Below are 16264 nucleotides of genomic sequence, written 5' to 3' on the forward strand. Positions count from 1 at the left end.
CCGCTTTCAATGGAACGTGTAAAGTCTTCTAGATCAGCGCCGATTACGAAACGCGCCGCCAGGCCGTAGACTTGGCCCAAGGCAAGGAAAGGCTATCATGACCCAGCTGCGGTTTCTTCTGAACGACACCGAGATCGCCCTGACCGAGGTCGGCGCGTCGGACACGCTGCTGGATCATCTGCGCCTGGCGCGCCGGATGACCGGCACCAAGGAAGGCTGCGCCGAGGGTGACTGCGGCGCCTGCACGGTGCTGGCCGGCCGCCTGACGGCCTCGGGGCTGGTCTATGAGCCCGTGAATGCCTGCATCCGGCTGCTGGCCTCGTGCCACGCCACGCATATCGTCACGATCGAACATCTGCGCGGGCCCGACGGTGGTCTGCACCCGGTCCAGGCTGCGATGATCAAACATCACGGCAGCCAGTGCGGCTTCTGCACGCCGGGTATCGTGATGGCGCTGTACGGTCTGTGGATGACCAATCCCCAAGCCGATGCCACCGACATCGAAACCGCGCTGCAGGGCAACATCTGCCGCTGCACCGGCTATGCGCCGATCATCCGTGCGGCGCTGGCCGCGGGCGCGGCCGGAGGGCAGGCCCAGGACGCGCTGTGCCGCGAACGCGATGCGGTGGCCGCGCGCCTGGCCGGGATGCGCGGCGCGAGGGTGTCGCTTGCGCGCGGCGCGGACCGGGCACTGGTCCCCGCCGATACCGACGATCTGGCCCAACTGTTGCTGGACGAACCCAAGGCCACGCTGGTGGCGGGCGCCACCGATGTGGGGCTGTGGGTCACCAAGTTCATGCGCGACATCAGCCCCGCCATCTTCATCGGCCACCTGATGAAGGACATCACGGTCGAGGACGGCATGATCCGCCTGGGCGCCGGCGTGACCTACAGCGAGGCCGCACCCCTGATTGCCCGCCACGTCCCGCGGGCCGCGGAATACTGGTCGCGCATCGGCGGCTGGCAGGTGCGCAACGCCGGCACCATCGGTGCGAACATCGCCAACGGCTCTCCCATCGGGGACACGCCGCCGCTGCTGATCGCGCTGGACGCGCGGATCGTGCTGCGCCGGGGCGACGTGCGCCGCGAGCTGGCGCTGGAGGATTTCTTCATCGATTACGGCAAGCAGGACCGCCAGCAGGGCGAATTCGTCGAGCAGGTGCTGATCCCCACGCAGCCGCAGGCGCGCATCGCGGCCTACAAGGTCAGCAAGCGGCGCGACAGCGACATCACCTCCGTCGCGGCGGGGTTCTGCGTCGACGTGGCGGGCGGCACGATCACGCGCGCGCGGTTGGCGTTCGGCGGAATGGCCGCCACGCCCAAGCGCGCCCGCCATGCCGAGGCCGCGCTGGAGGGGCAGCCCTTTGCTGCCGCGACCTTTGACGCCGCCGCCCGGGCCATCGCGGAGGATTTTCAGCCGCTGTCCGACATGCGCGCCAGCGCCGATTACCGCGCCACCGTCGCGCGCAACCTGATCCGGCGGTTCTGGCTGGAGCAATCCGAACCCGGCCTGCCCGTGCGGCTGCGCCAGAGCGAAGGGGTCTGAGGCCATGAAGGATGATACCGCGACCATCACGGGCCAGGCCCATCAGGATACCGCCCATGACAGCGCCGCCAAGCATGTCACCGGCCGTGCCGAATACACCGACGACCTGGTCGAGCCCACCGGCACGATCCACGCCTATCTTGGCCTGTCGTCCTGCGCGCATGGCCGCATCACCGGCATGGATTTCACCGATACCCTGGCGCAGCCCGGCGTTCTGGGCATCCTGACGGCGGCGGACCTGCCGGGCGTCAACGACGTGTCGCCTAACGGCAAGAACGACGATCCGATCTTTGCCGACGGGGTGGTGCAGTTCTGGGGCCAGCCGGTCTTTGCGGTGATCGCCGAAACCCGCGACCAGGCGCGTCGCGCGGCGCACAAGGCGCGGATCGATTACGACGTGCTGCCCCATGCGCTGGACCCGATCGCGGCGCGCGATGCGGGCATGGGCTATGTCACCGACCCGCTGACCCTGAAGCGTGGCGATGCGCCTGCCGCCATGGCTGACGCGCCGCGCCGGATCGAGGGCCGCTTTGCCATCGGCGGGCAGGACCATTTCTATCTGGAGGGCCAGATCGCAATGGCCGTGCCGGGCGAGGATGATGAGGTCGTCCTGCACGTATCGACCCAGCACCCGTCCGAGGTGCAGCACATGGTGGCGCATGTCCTGGGCGTGCCCAACAATGCGGTGGTGGTGAACGTGCGGCGCATGGGCGGCGGTTTCGGCGGCAAGGAGACGCAGATGAACCTGTTCGCCTGCGTCGCGGCCGTCGCGGCGAAACGCTGGCACCGCGCAGTCAAGATCCGCCCAGACCGGGACGACGACATGATCGCCACCGGCAAGCGGCACGATTTCGTGGTCGATTATGCCGTGGGCTTTGACGACGACGGTCGCATCCGGTCGGTCGAAGGGGATTTCTACGCCCGCTGCGGGTTTTCCGCCGACCTGTCGGGTCCGGTGACGGACCGGGCGCTGTTTCACGCCGACAACGCCTATTTCTATCCCGACGTGCGCATCAGCAGCCATCCGATGCGGACGAACACGGTCAGCAACACCGCCTTCCGCGGTTTCGGCGGCCCGCAAGGCGCCATCGTGGCCGAGCGCATGATCGAGGAGATCGCCTATGCGCTGGACATGGACCCGCTGGAGGTGCGCAAGCGCAACCTGTACCGGAACGGCCAGCTGACGCCGTATCACCAGGAGGTGCAGGACCAGATCCTGCCGCGGATCTTCGACGAGCTGGAGGCCAGCAGCGATTATCACGCCCGCAGACAGGCGGTGCTGGACTGGAACGCCACGGGTGGGGTGATCCGCAAGGGCATCGCGCTGGTCCCGGTCAAGTTCGGCATCAGCTTTACCGCGACCTGGTTCAACCAGGCGGGCGCGCTGATCCATATCTATTCCGACGGCTCGATCCACCTGAACCATGGTGGGACGGAAATGGGGCAGGGGCTGAACACCAAGGTCGCCCAGGTGGTCGCCGAGGCGTTCCAGTGCGATCTGAGCCGCATCAAGATCACCAAGACCACGACCGAAAAGGTGCCCAACACCTCGGCCACTGCGGCGTCCTCGGGGACCGACCTGAACGGTATGGCGGCGCTGGACGCGGCGGAGCAGATCAAGGCGCGGCTGGTGGCCTTTGTCGCCAACAACTGGAAGGTCGCGCCCGATCAGGTGGCGTTCGTTCCCGGTCATGTGCGGGCGGGGGACCAGATGATCCCATTCGCGCAGGTGATCAAGGCGGCCTACATGGCGCGCATCCAGCTGTCGGCGGCGGGGTTCTACAAGACACCCAAGATCCACTGGGACCGGACCACGGGGCAGGGGCGGCCGTTCTACTACTTTGCCTATGGGGCGGCGGTGGCCGAGGTGTCGGTGGACACGCTGACCGGCGAATACCAGATCGACCGCGCCGACATCCTGCACGACGTGGGCCGCAGCCTGAACCCGGCACTGGACATTGGCCAGGTCGAGGGCGCGTTCGTTCAGGGCGCCGGCTGGCTGACGACCGAGGAGTTGTGGTGGGACGCCAAGGGCCGCCTGCGCACCCATGCGCCGTCGACCTACAAGGTGCCCTTGGCCTCCGACCGCCCGCGCATCTTCAACGTCGCGCTGGCCGACTGGTCCGAGGCCAGCGAGCGCACCATCAAGCGGTCCAAAGCCGTCGGAGAGCCGCCTTTTGTCCTGGGCATCAGCGTGTTCGAGGCGATCAACATGGCCGTAGCCTCGGTCGCTGACTATCGCCAGCCTGCGCGCCTTGACGCGCCCGCCACGCCCGAACGCGTGCTGATGGCGGTCGAACGGCTGCGGGGATGATCCGCGTTCGCGTCACGCGCGCCCAAGGCTCGACCCCACGCGAGGCAGGGGCCGAGATGTTCGTGGGACCGGACGGGGTCACCGGCACCATCGGCGGCGGGCAGCTGGAATACATGGCGATCGACCGCGCCCGCCAGATGCTGGCACGGGGGGAGACAGATGCCACAATGGATGTGCCGCTGGGCCCGCAGATCGGCCAGTGCTGCGGCGGGCGGGTGATGTTGACGCTGGACCGGCACGGCCCCGCCCCGCAGGATCATCCCGAAGCGCTGATCTTTGGCGCGGGCCATGTGGGGCGCGCCTTGGCCCGCGCATTGGAACCGCTGCCGGTGAACGTGCTGCTGATCGACAGCCGCGCCGAGGAGCTGGCGTTGGCCAGCGGCCCGACCCTGCTGACGCCGCTGCCCGAGGCGCAGATCCGCGAAGCCCGGCCCGGCACCTTTGTGATCATCCTGACCCATGATCACGCGTTGGACTTTCTGCTGGCCGCAGAGGCGCTGTCCCGCACTGATCTGGCCTATGTCGGCATGATCGGCAGCGCCACGAAACGCGCACAGTTCACGCGCTTCGCCGCATCGCGCGGCGTTGATCCCGCCGGCCTGATCTGTCCCATCGGGGCGGGCTTTTCCGGCGACAAGCGCCCCGAGATCATCGCCGCCTTCACCGCCGCCGAACTGATGGCGCGCCTGACCGTCACCTTACCCAAGAAGCACCCATGCAACAGCTGATCCGGGGCCGCGTCCTCGACTTTCACGCCGATCCCCAGGATACGGCCGACAATCACCGCCTGTGGGAGAACGGGGCCATCCTGGTCGATGACGGGCGCATCGTCGCCGTCGGCGATCACGCCGACCTGGCCCGCGAGGGGCTGGAAGAGATCGACCACCGCCCGCACCTGATCCTGGCCGGGTTCATCGACCCGCATATCCATTTCCCCCAGTTGCAGGTCATCGCCAGCTGGGGTGCGCAGCTGCTGGACTGGCTGAACACCTATACCTTCCCGGCCGAGGCCGAGTTTGCCGATCCCGCGCATGCCACCCGCATGGTGGGGCTGTTCCTGGACCAGCTGACCGCGCATGGAACGACGACCGCCGTCGCCTTCTGCTCCAGCCACAAGGCCAGCGCCGATGCGCTGTTCACCGCCGCCCATGCGCGCGACATGGCGATGGTGGCGGGCAAGGTCATGATGGACCGCAACGCCCCCGCTGCCGTGCTGGACACGCCGCAGCAGGGATATGACGACAGCGCCGCCCTGATCGACGCCTGGCACGGCAAGGGCCGCCAGCGCTATGCGATCACGCCGCGCTTTGCGATCACCTCGACCCCGGAACAGATGGAGGCGGCGGGCGCGCTGGCTCGCGCCCATCCCGGCTGCCACGTCCAGACCCACCTGTCCGAGAACGTGGACGAGATCGAATACACGCTGTCGCTGTATCCCAAGGCGCGCGACTATCTGGACATCTACGAAGCCTATGGCCTGCTGTCGGACAAGCTGCTGCTGGGCCATTCGATCCATCTGGAACCCCGCGAAATCGCGCGCATGGCGGAAACGGGCAGCCACGCGGTGTTCTGCCCGACCTCGAACCTGTTCCTGGGGTCGGGGCTGTTCGATGCCGACGGGCTGCGCGCGGCGGGCATCGTCAGCGGGATCGCCACCGACGTGGGCGGGGGCACTAGTTGGTCGATGCTGCAGACCCTGGCCGAGGGGTACAAGATCCTGCAGATGCGCGGGCAGAAGCTGCATCCGCTTGCGGCGTTCCACTGGGCCACGCGCGGCAACGCCCTGACGCTCGGCATGGACGCCGAGATCGGCACCCTGGCCCCCGGCAGCGCCGCCGACCTGGTGGTCCTGGACGCCCGCGCCACCCCCGCCATGGCCCTGCGGATGGAACGCGCCGAGACGCTGGCGCAGGAGCTGTTCGTCCTGCAGATCATGGGCGACGACCGAGCCGTGGCCCAGACCTATGTCGCGGGCCGTCCGCAGAAGGGCGCCTGATCTCCCGGCATCGGGCGGGGCCGCGGTCTGCTCCGTCCAGTTCCAAAGACGACTGCGCACTGGTCGTGCTGATGGCTATCCGCGGCGGCCGCTTATTGGCCGCTGTTCGATCCTATACAGGTCACCGGCCTGTCGGCAGCGTGAACCAATGCAGCAGTTCTGATGTAGTTGGCTTACATGCCCGGTGTTTCTGACCGCTAACGTTCGAATTCTGCCAAGAGCGTACAAGAAGCAGTCTCTTGCAGGCGCGTGGGTCGTAGCACGCATTATATAATGTGGTCGTCTAACAGCGCCCCTGTGTCTGTGTTCATCACGCGGGCTGCGCGACAATCCTTGGCGCCGTCTTGCACGGCAAAGGCCGGCGGTCGCCAACTAGCTGGGGCTGCATATTCCGGCAGAGTTGCGCTTGATCCTGTCATCTGGCGATACCAAGACAAGTTACCACGCGGCAGGTCCGGCAATCCTTCCTTATCCCGCTTGGCAGAATCGTGCCGTTCTGCTTGAACGATGGATAGGACACGACGATCCCGGATCACGGTGCGACGTGATCGCCCGCAGGGATGCCAGATGAACGCCGGCCGTTCTTCTCAACGGGACGCCCGCCTGCTAGAGGCGGCATCTGCCGCAGGCCACGGCGCTGCCAAGAGAGTTTTCGACACATGAGCGATCACGTCACCCCCGACGGTCCGGCGCAACCCGCCGCCGCATCGGCGCACCTGTCCGATCTTCCTACCGCGGGACAGCACGGCACCAGCAACCTGGGCGGTCTGGTGCTTGGGGCGATCGGCGTCGTCTATGGCGATATCGGCACGTCGCCGATCTATGCGATGCGCGAATCGCTGCATGCCGCGTCGCGCGACGGGCTGACGCCCGATGACGTGATCGGGGTGATATCGCTGCTGATCTGGACGCTGATCTCCATCGTCAGCTTCAAGTACGTCGCGCTGATCATGCGGGCCGACAACCGGGGCGAGGGTGGCACGCTGAGCCTGGTGACCCTGATCCAGCAGGCGCTGGGCAAGCGTCCGGTCTGGCTTATGGTGCTGGGAATGATCGGCATCTCGCTGTTCTTCGGGGACGCGATCATCACGCCTGCCATGTCCGTCCTGTCCGCGGTCGAGGGGCTGACGATCGTGGCCCCGGCCTTTGGCCCCTATGTGGTGCCGGTCACGCTGGCCATCATCACCGGGCTGTTCATCGTCCAGCGCTGGGGCACGGGGGCGGTGTCGATCCTGTTCGGGCCGATCATGGTCATCTGGTTCGTGGTCATGGCCGTGATGGGGCTGTCCCATATCGGCGACGACTGGTCGATCCTGCGCGCGCTGAGCCCTGTCCATGCGGGCGCGTTCCTGGTCGAGAACAAGCTGGCCTCGCTGATCGTGCTGGGGTCGGTCTTCCTGGCCGTCACCGGAGGAGAGGCGCTCTACGCCGACATGGGCCATTTCGGCCGTCGCCCGATCCGCATGGCGTGGGTGCTGCTGGTGTGGCCCGCGCTGACGCTCAGCTATCTGGGGCAGGGGGCGATGATCCTGGCGCATCCCGACCGGGCCGCGAACCCGTTCTTTCTGATGGCGCCGCCCTGGGCGTTGCTGCCGCTGGTGATCCTGGCGACGATGGCCACGGTCATCGCAAGCCAGGCGGTGATCTCTGGCGCGTTCTCGATGATCAAGCAGGCGGTGCGGATGAACCTGCTGCCCCGGCTGGAGATCCTGCACACCTCCGATACGCAGGAGGGGCAGATCTATCTGCCCAAGATCAACGCGATCCTGGCGATCGGCGTGTTCGTCCTGGTGATCGTGTTCGGATCGTCGTCCGATCTGGCCGCCGCTTACGGGATCGCGGTGACGGGGGACATGGTGATCACCACCATCCTGGCCTCGGTCGTGTTCCTCAAGGTGTGGCGCTGGCCCGTGGCGCTGGTCGCGCTGGTGGTCACGCCGCTGCTGGCGCTGGAGCTGCTGTTCCTGGGGTCGAACGCGATCAAGATCCCGCATGGCGGCTGGGTGCCGATCCTGATGGCGGCCGCGATGATCCTTCTGATGTGGACCTGGGTGCGCGGCACGCGCCATGTCCAGGCCCAGGCCCGGCGCAGCGCCACCTCGACCAGCGCGCTGATCCAGATGCTGGCGCGGTCCGACCGCTTGGTCGTGGTGCCCGGCACGGCCGTGTTTCTGACCGCCGAACCCGACATCGCGCCCGCAGCACTGCTGCACAACGTCAAGCACAACCATGTCCTGCACGAGACGAACATCATCGTCTGCGTGTCCGTGGCCACCCGCCCCTATGTCGCGGACAACGACCGGCTGACCGTCACGCGCCTGTCGGACCGGTTCATCCGCATCGACATGTGCTTTGGCTACATGGAGGAGACGAACCTGCCCAAGGCGCTGGCCCTGGCCCGCAAGGAGGGCGTGCGCTTCGACATCATGTCGACCTCGTTCTTTCTCAGCCGCCGGACGTTCCGGCCTGGAAAGACGCGCGGATTGCCTGCGTGGCAGGAGACGCTGTTCGTGTCGCTGTCCAAGTCCGCGGCCAATGCCACCGATTTCTATCACCTGCCCAGCAGCCGCGTGATCGTCCTGGGTCAGCAACTGCTGATCTGACCTCGCGCCGGGTATCGATCGCCCGGCATCGACAACGCGCGGGCGCTGGTGGATGGTATGGTCCTGCAGAACGCGGAGCGTTTGAGGAGGGGACTGTGATGATTGATTTCACCCTGGACGGCAGGTTGGAGGAGATCCGGCGGCGCACGCGGGAGTTTGTCGAGGATCAGGTCCTGCCGGTCGAGGCGGATCGGGGCAACTGGGACGCGCATGACAACATCGCGGACGGTCCGCTGCGGGCGCTGCGCGGCAAGGCGCGGGCGGCGGGGCTTTGGTGTCCGCAGGTGCCGCAGGCGCTTGGCGGGATGGGGCTGCCGGTCACCGGCCGCGCGGTGATGTACGAGGAGGCGAACCGGTCCATCTTCGGCCCCGCGGTCTTCAACTGCGCGGCGCCCGATGACGGGAACATGGATATCCTGGCGCGCGTGGGCACGCCGGAACAGCAGGCGCGCTGGCTGGCACCGCTGGTGGCGGGCGAGGTGCGGTCGTCCTTCGTGATGACCGAACCCGCGCCCGGCGGCGGGTCGGACCCCGGCATGATCGGCACCACCGCCGCGCGCGACGGCGATGTCTGGCGCGTCACGGGCCGCAAGTGGTTCATCACCGGGGCCGAGGGGGCGGCGCATTTCATCTTGATCGCCCGCACCGACCCGAACCCCGACGAGCGCCGCCGCCATCTGACGGCGTTCCTGTTCCACCGCGACCAGCCCGGCTGGAAGATCCTGCGCCGCATCGCGATCATGGGCCCCGAGGAGCATGGCGGCCATTGCGAGCTGGAATTCGACGGGCTGGAGATCCCCGACGAGAACCGCCTAATGGGCGTGGGCGACGGGCTGAAGGTCACCCAGATCCGGCTTGGCACCGCGCGGCTGACGCATTGCATGCGCTGGCTGGGTCTGGCCAAGCGCTGCATGGCCGAGGCGCAGGCCTATGTCGATGCGCGCGAGGGGTTCGGCATCCGCCTGGCCGACCGCGAATCCGTGCGGCTGATGCTGGGCGGCGTGGCGCTGAACATCCAGATCGGGCGGCTGCTGACGATGAACGCGGCCTGGGCGCTGGATCAGGGCAGCCATGCCCGCAAGGAGGTGTCGATGGCCAAGCTGCATGTCGCGGACACGCTGCACCAGGCAGCGGACGTGGCGATCCAGCTGAACGGCGCGCGGGGGTATTCCCGCGATACGGTGCTGGAATGGATATATCGCTATGCCCGCCAGGCGCGGCTGGTCGATGGCGCGTCCGAGGTGCACCGGATGGTGCTGGCCGACGCCTATGCGCGCGAGGGGGACGATTTCTGGGGCTGGGGCGCATGAGCCTGACCGATAACCCCGCGCTGGACGCCTGGCTGGCGCGCGCGCTGGACCTGCCCGGCGCACGGGTCACCGCCGCCGACAAGCTGTCCGGCGGCGCGATCCAGGAGAACTGGGCGGTGACGGTGGCCGCGGGCGACACCACCCGCCGCCTGGTGATCCGCCGCGACGCGCCCGCGACCATCGCCGCCAGCCGAAGCCGCGGTGAGGAATACGCCCTGATCGCCGCCGCGCATCGCGCGGGCGTCCGGGTGCCACAGCCCCTGGCTTCTGCGACGACCCGGCGGTCATCGGCGCGCCCTTTGCGGCGATGGCCTGGGTGGGCGGCGCCGGCTATGGCCCCAAGGTCGTGCGCGACACGACCCTGGGCGGTGACCGCGCGGCGTTGGGCCGCGAGTTGGGCCGCCAGCTGGCGCTGATCCACGCGATCGACCCCGACCCGGCGCTGGCGGCGATCCTGGGGCCGCGCCCGGCGGACCCGGCGGTGGTGGCGGTGTCGGGGCTGCGCGGCTGGCTGGATGCCCGGCCCGCGCCGCGACCGGGCCTGGAATGGGCGCTGCGATGGGCGGAACGCCACGCGCCGTCGCCGGACCGGGTGACCCTGACGCATCAGGATTTCCGCACCGGGAATTTCCTGGTCGATGCGGACGGGCTGACCGCCGTGCTGGACTGGGAATTCGCCGCATGGTCGGACCCGGCCTGCGATCTGGGCTGGTTCTGCGCCGAATGCTGGCGCTTTTCGCGGCCCGATCTGGAGGGTGGCGGCATCGCCCCGCGCGCCGATGTCCTGGCGGGTTACGCCGCCGCGGGCGGCATCGTCCCCGATCCCGCCCGCGTGCGGTGGTGGGAGGTGATGGCCCATGCCCGTTGGGCGGTCATCGCCCTGCAGCAGGGCGACCGCCATGCCGGCGGGGCCGAACGCTCGCTGCACCTGGCGCTGACCGGGCGCATCGCCGACACGCTGGAACACCGCCTGCTGCAGATGACCGCACCGGAGGCCGCATGAGCGACGCGCTGGACCTGATCGCCGAGGTCGAGGCTACGTTGCGCGACCGCATCGCGCCGGGCGGATCCGATGCCCGCTATCACACGCTGCTGGCCGCCAACGCGCTGGCCATGGCGCGGCGCGAACTGCGCCATCCGCCACAGGACGTGACCGCCGATGTCGCGGCGATCCGGGCGGGGGCGCATGACGGCGACGCGGCCCTGCACGCGCGTCTGCTGGCCGCCGCCCGCCTGCGCGCCTGGATCGCCGACCCCGGCACAATCGAGGAACCCGCATGAGCATGGATCGTTTCCGCCTGGACGGGCGGGTGGCGCTGGTGACCGGAGCGTCCGGTGCGCTTGGCGCAGAGTTTGCACGGGTCCTGTCCGGGGCGGGCGCACGGGTGGTGCTGGCCGCGCGGCGCGTCGAGCCGATGCAGGCGCTGGCGCAGGACCTGGGCCGCGCGCATGCCGTGGGCCTGGACGTGACCGATCCGGACAGCGTCCGCGCCGCCGTGGACGGGGCTGAGGCCTGGGCCGGCGCCCCGGTCGATCTGCTGGTGAACAACAGCGGCATCGCCACCCCCGGCGCCGCGCTGGACCAAGGCGACGATGACTGGGCGCGGGTCATGGGCGTGAACCTGGACGGCGCCCGGCGCATGTCGGTGGCTGTGGCCGCACGGCTGGTGGCTGTGGGACGGCCCGGCGCGATCGTCAATGTCGCGTCCATCCTGGGGCTGCGGCAGGGGGCGGGGGTGTCGGCCTATGCCACGTCCAAGGCCGCGCTGATCCAGCTGACCAGACAGCACGCCCTGGAATGGGCGCGCCACGGCATCCGCGTGAACGCGCTGGCGCCGGGCTATGTCCAGACCGACCTGAACCGCGATTTCTTTGCCACCGATCCTGGCCAGGCCCAGATCCGCCGCATTCCGCAGCGCAGGCTGGGCCGGCCGGAGGAGCTGTCCGGGCCGCTGCTGCTGCTGGCCTCGGACGCGGGCGCGTTCATGACCGGATCCGTCCTGGTGGCCGATGGCGGCCACCTGCTGTCCCCCCTGTGAAAGGCCGCGCGATGTCCGACTATGCCATGATCACGACCGAACCGGGCGGGCCGGGCAACTTCCGGCGCGTGGACATCACCGTGCCCGATCCCGGTCCCGGAGAGGTGCGGGTGCGCCACAGCGCGGTCGGGCTGAACTTCATCGACGTCTATCACCGGTCGGGGACCTATCCCTGGCCCAAGCCGCGCGACCTGGTCGTGGGGTCCGAGGGTGCGGGGGTCGTCGATGCCGTGGGCCCCGGCGTGACCGGCCTGCGGATTGGCGACCGGGTCGCCTATACGCATCCGTTGAGGGCCTATGCCTCGGCCCGGGTGCTGCCTGCAGAGCGCGTCGTGCCGATCCCCGACGGTGTCACCGACGAGGTCGCGGCGACGCTGATGCTCAAAGGCCTGACCGCGCATTACCTGATCCATGACAGCCACGCGGTGCAGCCGGGCCAGACCGCGCTGGTCCATGCCGCCGCCGGGGGCGTGGGCCTGCTGCTGGGCCAATGGCTGGCCGCGCGCGGCGTCACCGCCATCGGCACCGCCGGCGGGCCGGAAAAATGCGCGCTGGCCCGCGCCCACGGCTATGCCCATGTGATCGACAACCGCGAGGGGGATTTCGCCGCAGAGGTCAACCGGATCACCGGCGGCGCCGGGGTCGATGTCGTCTATGACGGGGTGGGCGAGGCGACCTGGCGCGGGTCGATGCAGGCGCTGGCGCTGCGCGGCAGCTATGTCTGCTTCGGCCAAGCCTCGGGGCCGATCACCGGCTTCACCTTCGCCGACCTGGCGGCGAAATCGGCAAAGGCCACGCGCCCGGTCCTGTTCCACTTCATCGCCGACCCCGCCGAACTGCGCCGCCGCGCGGCAGACCTGTTCGCCGCCGTGGCCGCGGGCCACCTGCACTCCGAACCCCGCCAACGCCTGCCCCTCACCGACGCCGCCCGCGCCCACGAAGACCTCGAAGCACGCAAAACCACAGGTGCAACCGTCATGATCCCGTAAGGCATCAGGCGACGGTCGGGGGTACGAAACCGGCGCCCGCCTCGATCCGTTCGGCAACCAGATGCTGCAGCGTCCAGATATAGTCGTCGTGGATGCCCCATTCGTCCAGGCCCCGCGCGGTGCGCAGCAGGTATTCTGCCCCCGATCCGGCGGCCCCGGCGGCGGTGGCCAGCAGCTGCGCCTGTTCCTCGACCGGCAGGCGCGCGATCGGGGCGTCGACCGGATCGGCATAGAAGGTCAGCGCGGGTTCGACCCCGCGGTCGGTGCGCACCTCGATCCAGCAGGCATTCGCGGCCAGTTCGTGCGCGACCAGTTCGCGGCGCAGGATCGCGCGCAGGGATTCGACCTCGGTCCCTTCGGCGATCTCAAGGATCAGCCCGTCGCAGGTGCCGCCCGACGCCAGCGCCAGCATCAGACCGGGGCGTTCCGGCGTGCCGCGGAAATGGTCCAGCGTCAGCGAGAAATCCCGGTGCCAGCCGATCGCCGTGGCGCGGCGGCGGTCCTGGACCGCGAATCCCGGGTTCCAGATCAGCGAGCCATAGGCAAAGATCGGCACCGGCCCCGTCCGCCCCTGCGTCAGCCGCAAGGCCAGCGCGTCCAGGTCGGCATCCTCCAGCATCCGCCAGGCGGGATTGTAGAGCAGCCCCTCGGCGGGGGCGACGCTGGCGACGTGGTGATCGCTCAGCGACAGGGTGCGGGCCTTGGGCATCATCCCTCCGGTGTGGCGTGTGGGCGCAGGTCTTGACCGTCATCCTCCGGGCGTCAACCGCGAAACCGGTCCGCGTCACGACGCCGCGTGCAAATCGGGCGGTTTCGGGGGCGGGCTGCCCGCACGGGCTTCACCCTGCGCGCGATGGCGGCTAGAACGGGGGCAAGGGGCACCCTGCCTGCCCAGACACGCAAATAACCCAAAGGCGCATCCCATGGCCGACGATCTGCTGAACAGCTTTACCTCCGGCCCCGACGATCAGGGGCGCTTTGGCATCTATGGCGGCCGCTTCGTGTCCGAGACGTTGATGCCGCTGATCCTGGACCTGGAGGCGGAATACGAACGCGCCAAGACGGATCCGGCCTTCTGGGACCAGATGAATGACCTGTGGACGCATTACGTGGGCCGTCCCAGCCCGCTGTATTTCGCGGAACGCATGACCCAGCATCTGGGCGGCGCCAAGATCTATATGAAGCGAGACGAGCTGAACCATACCGGCGCGCACAAGATCAACAACGTGCTGGGCCAGATCCTGCTGGCGATCCGCATGGGCAAGACGCGCATCATCGCGGAAACCGGCGCGGGCCAGCACGGCGTGGCGACCGCCACCGTCTGTGCGCGGTTCGGGCTGAAATGCGTGGTCTACATGGGCGCGCATGACGTGGAACGCCAGTCGCCCAACGTCTTCCGCATGCGCCTGCTGGGGGCCGAGGTGATCCCGGTGACCAGCGGTCGCGGCACGCTGAAGGATGCGATGAACGATGCGCTGCGCGATTGGGTGACCAACGTGCGCGACACGTTCTACTGCATCGGCACGGTCGCGGGGCCGCACCCCTATCCGGCGATGGTCCGGGATTTCCAGTCGATCATCGGCAAGGAGGTCCGCGAACAGATCATGCCGCGCGAAGGGCGTTTCCCCGACACGATCATCGCGGCCATCGGCGGCGGGTCGAACGCGATGGGCCTGTTCTATCCGTTCCTGAACGACAAGGACGTCCGCATCATCGGCGTCGAGGCCGGGGGCAAGGGCGTGGATGACCGGATGGAGCATTGCGCCAGCCTGTCGGGCGGCCGCGCAGGCGTCCTGCACGGCAACCGCACCTATCTGCTGCAGGACGATGACGGCCAGATCCTGGAGGGTCATTCGATCAGCGCGGGCCTGGATTATCCCGGCATCGGACCGGAGCATGCCTGGCTGAAGGATATTGGCCGCGCAGAATATGTCAGCATCACGGACGATGAGGCGCTTGGCGCGTTCCAGCTGTGCTGTGCGCTGGAAGGCATCATTCCCGCGCTGGAGCCCAGCCACGCGCTGGCCCATGTGATCAAGATCGCGCCGGACCTGCCCGCCGACCACATCATCGTGATGAACATGTGCGGTCGTGGCGACAAGGACATCTTCACCGTCGCCAAGCACCTGGGCCAGGACCTGAAGACCTGATCAGCGCGTCAGCAGCAGGATGTTCAGGTCCGATTCCAGCATCGGCAGCGGCATCAGGATGCGCGCCCGGGTCGGGCTGACGACCTCCACTATGCCGACCTCGGGGACGCGCTGCGGCGTGGCCGCGGGATCGGTGGTGGTCGGCAGGTCCGCATAGGGGGGCGGGGTGTCGCCGGCGATATAGCCCGTGCCCAGATAGACCGGCGCACCGTCCATGGTGCCGATGGTGCCCAGCATCTGCTGTGACCCGGTCTGCTTTTTGAACCCCCCATCGGCGCGATCCGGCAGCGGAACGGCTGATACACCACCAGCGGCAGCCCGCCGCCCAACTTCAGCATCCGGCACGACCAATCGCCGGGCAGGGCCGCTGCGGCCTGATCCGCAGGCAGGGGGCTGCCCGCCAGACCCTGCGTCAGCACGGCCAGATCATCGGGCATCCCTTGCGCGAACGCGCCGCGCAGGGTGCGTCCCGTCACGGCGTCAAATTGGTCCAGCCGGACACGGTCGTCGTCGCGAATACTGGTGGCCAGATCGGGGCCGAATGCCGCGGCCGGGGTCGCGGCCAGCATGGCGATCAGGATCGCCGCGCTAGCCCGCATCGGTCTGTGCGTGGCGTTTCAGCAGCTCCAGCGGCACCATCTCCAACGCGCGCTTGTGGGTGGATTCCAGCACCACGGTCGGGGCGGCGAACTCCTGCGCGGCCTGCAGGAACCGGCTGGCGCACAGACACCAGCGCTGGCCCGCCTTCAGCCCCGCAAAGCCGTATTCGGGCCGCGGCGTCGTCAGGTCGTTGCCCAGATAGCGCGACATCGCCAGGAATTCGTCGGTCAGGATCACGCAGACGGTGTGACTGCCCCGATCCTCGGGTCCGGTGTCGCAGCATCCGTTGCGAAAGAATCCGGTCAGCGGCTTGGTCGAGCAGGGCTGCAACGCGCCGCCCAGCACATTGATCGAGGGGTCCATGCAGTCTCCTTTGCGTCCAGCCTAGGCGCAGGCGCGCGCCGGGGAAAGTCACAACTGCTTCGGCTGCCAGTCGATCCAGCGCCCGTGGAAATCCGCGCGCCCAAGCGACCAGTCGCGCCGCGTGCCGTCCCACAGTGTCAGGTCCAGCGCCGCGCCTTCGCCGCCATCGGCCTCCATCCGCAGATGGGCCACCGGCGCCGAAGGGGTGGCCGCCTGTCCCGCGCGGGACAGCGCCGCGGCACAGGCCTGTGCTGTCGCGGGCGGAAAATACTGTGCCGCAACCGTGTGATAGACCAGCGTCAGCCGGTCCGCCGCAGGTTCGGCCAGCCGGTCGGCCAGCCACGCGCCCGCATC

15 protein-coding genes and 1 pseudogene are annotated in these 16264 nt (G+C 68.6%); 12 read left to right on the top strand and 4 right to left on the bottom strand.

Annotation, left to right across the window (positions count from 1 at the left end; genetic code table 11):
- Positions 1-97: 97 nt before the first annotated feature.
- From xdhA to TY51_RS10790, 11 genes are all read left to right on the top strand, one after another.
- On the top strand, positions 98-1546 hold the full coding sequence (xdhA, locus tag TY51_RS10745; protein ID WP_042249453.1) for a xanthine dehydrogenase small subunit: 1449 nt from the start codon (positions 98-100) through the stop codon (positions 1544-1546).
- Between the two features lie 4 nt (positions 1547-1550).
- Complete coding sequence (gene xdhB / locus TY51_RS10750) at positions 1551-3860, top strand: xanthine dehydrogenase molybdopterin binding subunit (protein WP_042249456.1); 2310 nt, start codon at positions 1551-1553, stop codon at positions 3858-3860.
- Positions 3857-4588: a xanthine dehydrogenase accessory protein XdhC gene (gene xdhC, locus TY51_RS10755; protein WP_042249459.1), complete on the top strand. Its 732-nt coding sequence runs from the start codon at positions 3857-3859 to the stop codon at positions 4586-4588. Before xdhB ends, xdhC begins: the two co-directional genes overlap by 4 nt.
- On the top strand, positions 4576-5856 hold the full coding sequence (guaD, locus tag TY51_RS10760) for a guanine deaminase (protein WP_042249461.1): 1281 nt from the start codon (positions 4576-4578) through the stop codon (positions 5854-5856). Before xdhC ends, guaD begins: the two co-directional genes overlap by 13 nt.
- Before the next feature lie 659 nt (positions 5857-6515).
- The gene (locus tag TY51_RS10765; RefSeq protein ID WP_081994883.1) at positions 6516-8459 is read left to right on the top strand and encodes a potassium transporter Kup; all 1944 of its coding nucleotides are present in this window, start codon (positions 6516-6518) and stop codon (positions 8457-8459) included.
- A gap of 98 nt (positions 8460-8557) precedes the next feature.
- Complete coding sequence (locus tag TY51_RS10770) at positions 8558-9769, top strand: acyl-CoA dehydrogenase family protein (protein WP_231559010.1); 1212 nt, start codon at positions 8558-8560, stop codon at positions 9767-9769.
- A complete protein-coding gene (locus tag TY51_RS22685) occupies positions 9766-10185 on the top strand; it encodes a phosphotransferase (protein ID WP_197054726.1) in 420 nt (139 codons plus the stop codon). Before TY51_RS10770 ends, TY51_RS22685 begins: the two co-directional genes overlap by 4 nt.
- The gene (locus tag TY51_RS10775) at positions 10077-10772 is read left to right on the top strand and encodes a phosphotransferase family protein (protein ID WP_197054727.1); all 696 of its coding nucleotides are present in this window, start codon (positions 10077-10079) and stop codon (positions 10770-10772) included. The genes TY51_RS22685 and TY51_RS10775 overlap by 109 nt, the downstream gene beginning before the upstream one ends.
- Positions 10769-11050: a DUF6285 domain-containing protein gene (locus TY51_RS10780; protein WP_042249464.1), complete on the top strand. Its 282-nt coding sequence runs from the start codon at positions 10769-10771 to the stop codon at positions 11048-11050. Before TY51_RS10775 ends, TY51_RS10780 begins: the two co-directional genes overlap by 4 nt.
- Entirely contained in the window at positions 11047-11808 is a 762-nt protein-coding gene (locus tag TY51_RS10785; protein ID WP_042249467.1) for an SDR family NAD(P)-dependent oxidoreductase, read from the top strand. Before TY51_RS10780 ends, TY51_RS10785 begins: the two co-directional genes overlap by 4 nt.
- A gap of 11 nt (positions 11809-11819) precedes the next feature.
- Positions 11820-12797: a quinone oxidoreductase gene (locus TY51_RS10790; RefSeq protein ID WP_042249470.1), complete on the top strand. Its 978-nt coding sequence runs from the start codon at positions 11820-11822 to the stop codon at positions 12795-12797.
- Between the two features lie 4 nt (positions 12798-12801).
- On the opposite strand, the gene TY51_RS10795 is transcribed toward TY51_RS10790, so the two are convergent.
- On the bottom strand, positions 12802-13506 hold the full coding sequence (locus tag TY51_RS10795) for a gamma-glutamylcyclotransferase (protein ID WP_052650033.1): 705 nt from the start codon (positions 13504-13506) through the stop codon (positions 12802-12804).
- Positions 13507-13720: 214 nt separating this feature from the next.
- On the opposite strand from TY51_RS10795, the gene trpB reads away from it, so the two are divergent.
- A complete protein-coding gene (gene trpB / locus TY51_RS10800) occupies positions 13721-14947 on the top strand; it encodes a tryptophan synthase subunit beta (RefSeq protein ID WP_042249473.1) in 1227 nt (408 codons plus the stop codon).
- On the opposite strand, the pseudogene TY51_RS21005 reads toward trpB, so the two are convergent.
- The 3 genes and pseudogenes from TY51_RS21005 to TY51_RS10815 form a co-directional block, all read right to left on the bottom strand.
- Positions 14948-15546, bottom strand: a pseudogene (locus TY51_RS21005) (DUF4893 domain-containing protein).
- Entirely contained in the window at positions 15536-15910 is a 375-nt protein-coding gene (locus TY51_RS10810) for a DUF2237 family protein (RefSeq protein ID WP_042249475.1), read from the bottom strand. Before TY51_RS10810 ends, TY51_RS21005 begins: the two are co-directional and overlap by 11 nt.
- 48 nt (positions 15911-15958) lie before the next feature.
- The coding region (locus TY51_RS10815; protein ID WP_042249477.1) for a DUF2332 family protein at positions 15959-16264 on the bottom strand (306 nt) is incomplete at its 5' end.

The sequence above is a fragment of the Paracoccus sp. PAMC 22219 genome, from assembly GCF_000787695.1.
Lineage (GTDB): Bacteria > Pseudomonadota > Alphaproteobacteria > Rhodobacterales > Rhodobacteraceae > Paracoccus.

Excerpts from the sequence above, each read along its gene's own strand:
- TY51_RS10795 (WP_052650033.1), bottom strand. The coding sequence starts at position 13,506 with ATGCCCAAGGCCCGCACCCTGTCGCTGAGCGATCACCACGTCGCCAGC.
- xdhB (WP_042249456.1), top strand. The coding sequence starts at position 1,551 with ATGAAGGATGATACCGCGACCATCACGGGCCAGGCCCATCAGGATACC.
- TY51_RS10765 (WP_081994883.1), top strand. The coding sequence starts at position 6,516 with ATGAGCGATCACGTCACCCCCGACGGTCCGGCGCAACCCGCCGCCGCA.
- TY51_RS10780 (WP_042249464.1), top strand. The coding sequence starts at position 10,769 with ATGAGCGACGCGCTGGACCTGATCGCCGAGGTCGAGGCTACGTTGCGC.
- TY51_RS22685 (WP_197054726.1), top strand. The coding sequence starts at position 9,766 with ATGAGCCTGACCGATAACCCCGCGCTGGACGCCTGGCTGGCGCGCGCG.
- TY51_RS10775 (WP_197054727.1), top strand. The coding sequence starts at position 10,077 with ATGGCCTGGGTGGGCGGCGCCGGCTATGGCCCCAAGGTCGTGCGCGAC.
- TY51_RS10785 (WP_042249467.1), top strand. The coding sequence starts at position 11,047 with ATGAGCATGGATCGTTTCCGCCTGGACGGGCGGGTGGCGCTGGTGACC.
- TY51_RS10770 (WP_231559010.1), top strand. The coding sequence starts at position 8,558 with ATGATTGATTTCACCCTGGACGGCAGGTTGGAGGAGATCCGGCGGCGC.
- guaD (WP_042249461.1), top strand. The coding sequence starts at position 4,576 with ATGCAACAGCTGATCCGGGGCCGCGTCCTCGACTTTCACGCCGATCCC.
- TY51_RS10790 (WP_042249470.1), top strand. The coding sequence starts at position 11,820 with ATGTCCGACTATGCCATGATCACGACCGAACCGGGCGGGCCGGGCAAC.
- trpB (WP_042249473.1), top strand. The coding sequence starts at position 13,721 with ATGGCCGACGATCTGCTGAACAGCTTTACCTCCGGCCCCGACGATCAG.
- xdhC (WP_042249459.1), top strand. The coding sequence starts at position 3,857 with ATGATCCGCGTTCGCGTCACGCGCGCCCAAGGCTCGACCCCACGCGAG.
- xdhA (WP_042249453.1), top strand. The coding sequence starts at position 98 with ATGACCCAGCTGCGGTTTCTTCTGAACGACACCGAGATCGCCCTGACC.
- TY51_RS10810 (WP_042249475.1), bottom strand. The coding sequence starts at position 15,910 with ATGGACCCCTCGATCAATGTGCTGGGCGGCGCGTTGCAGCCCTGCTCG.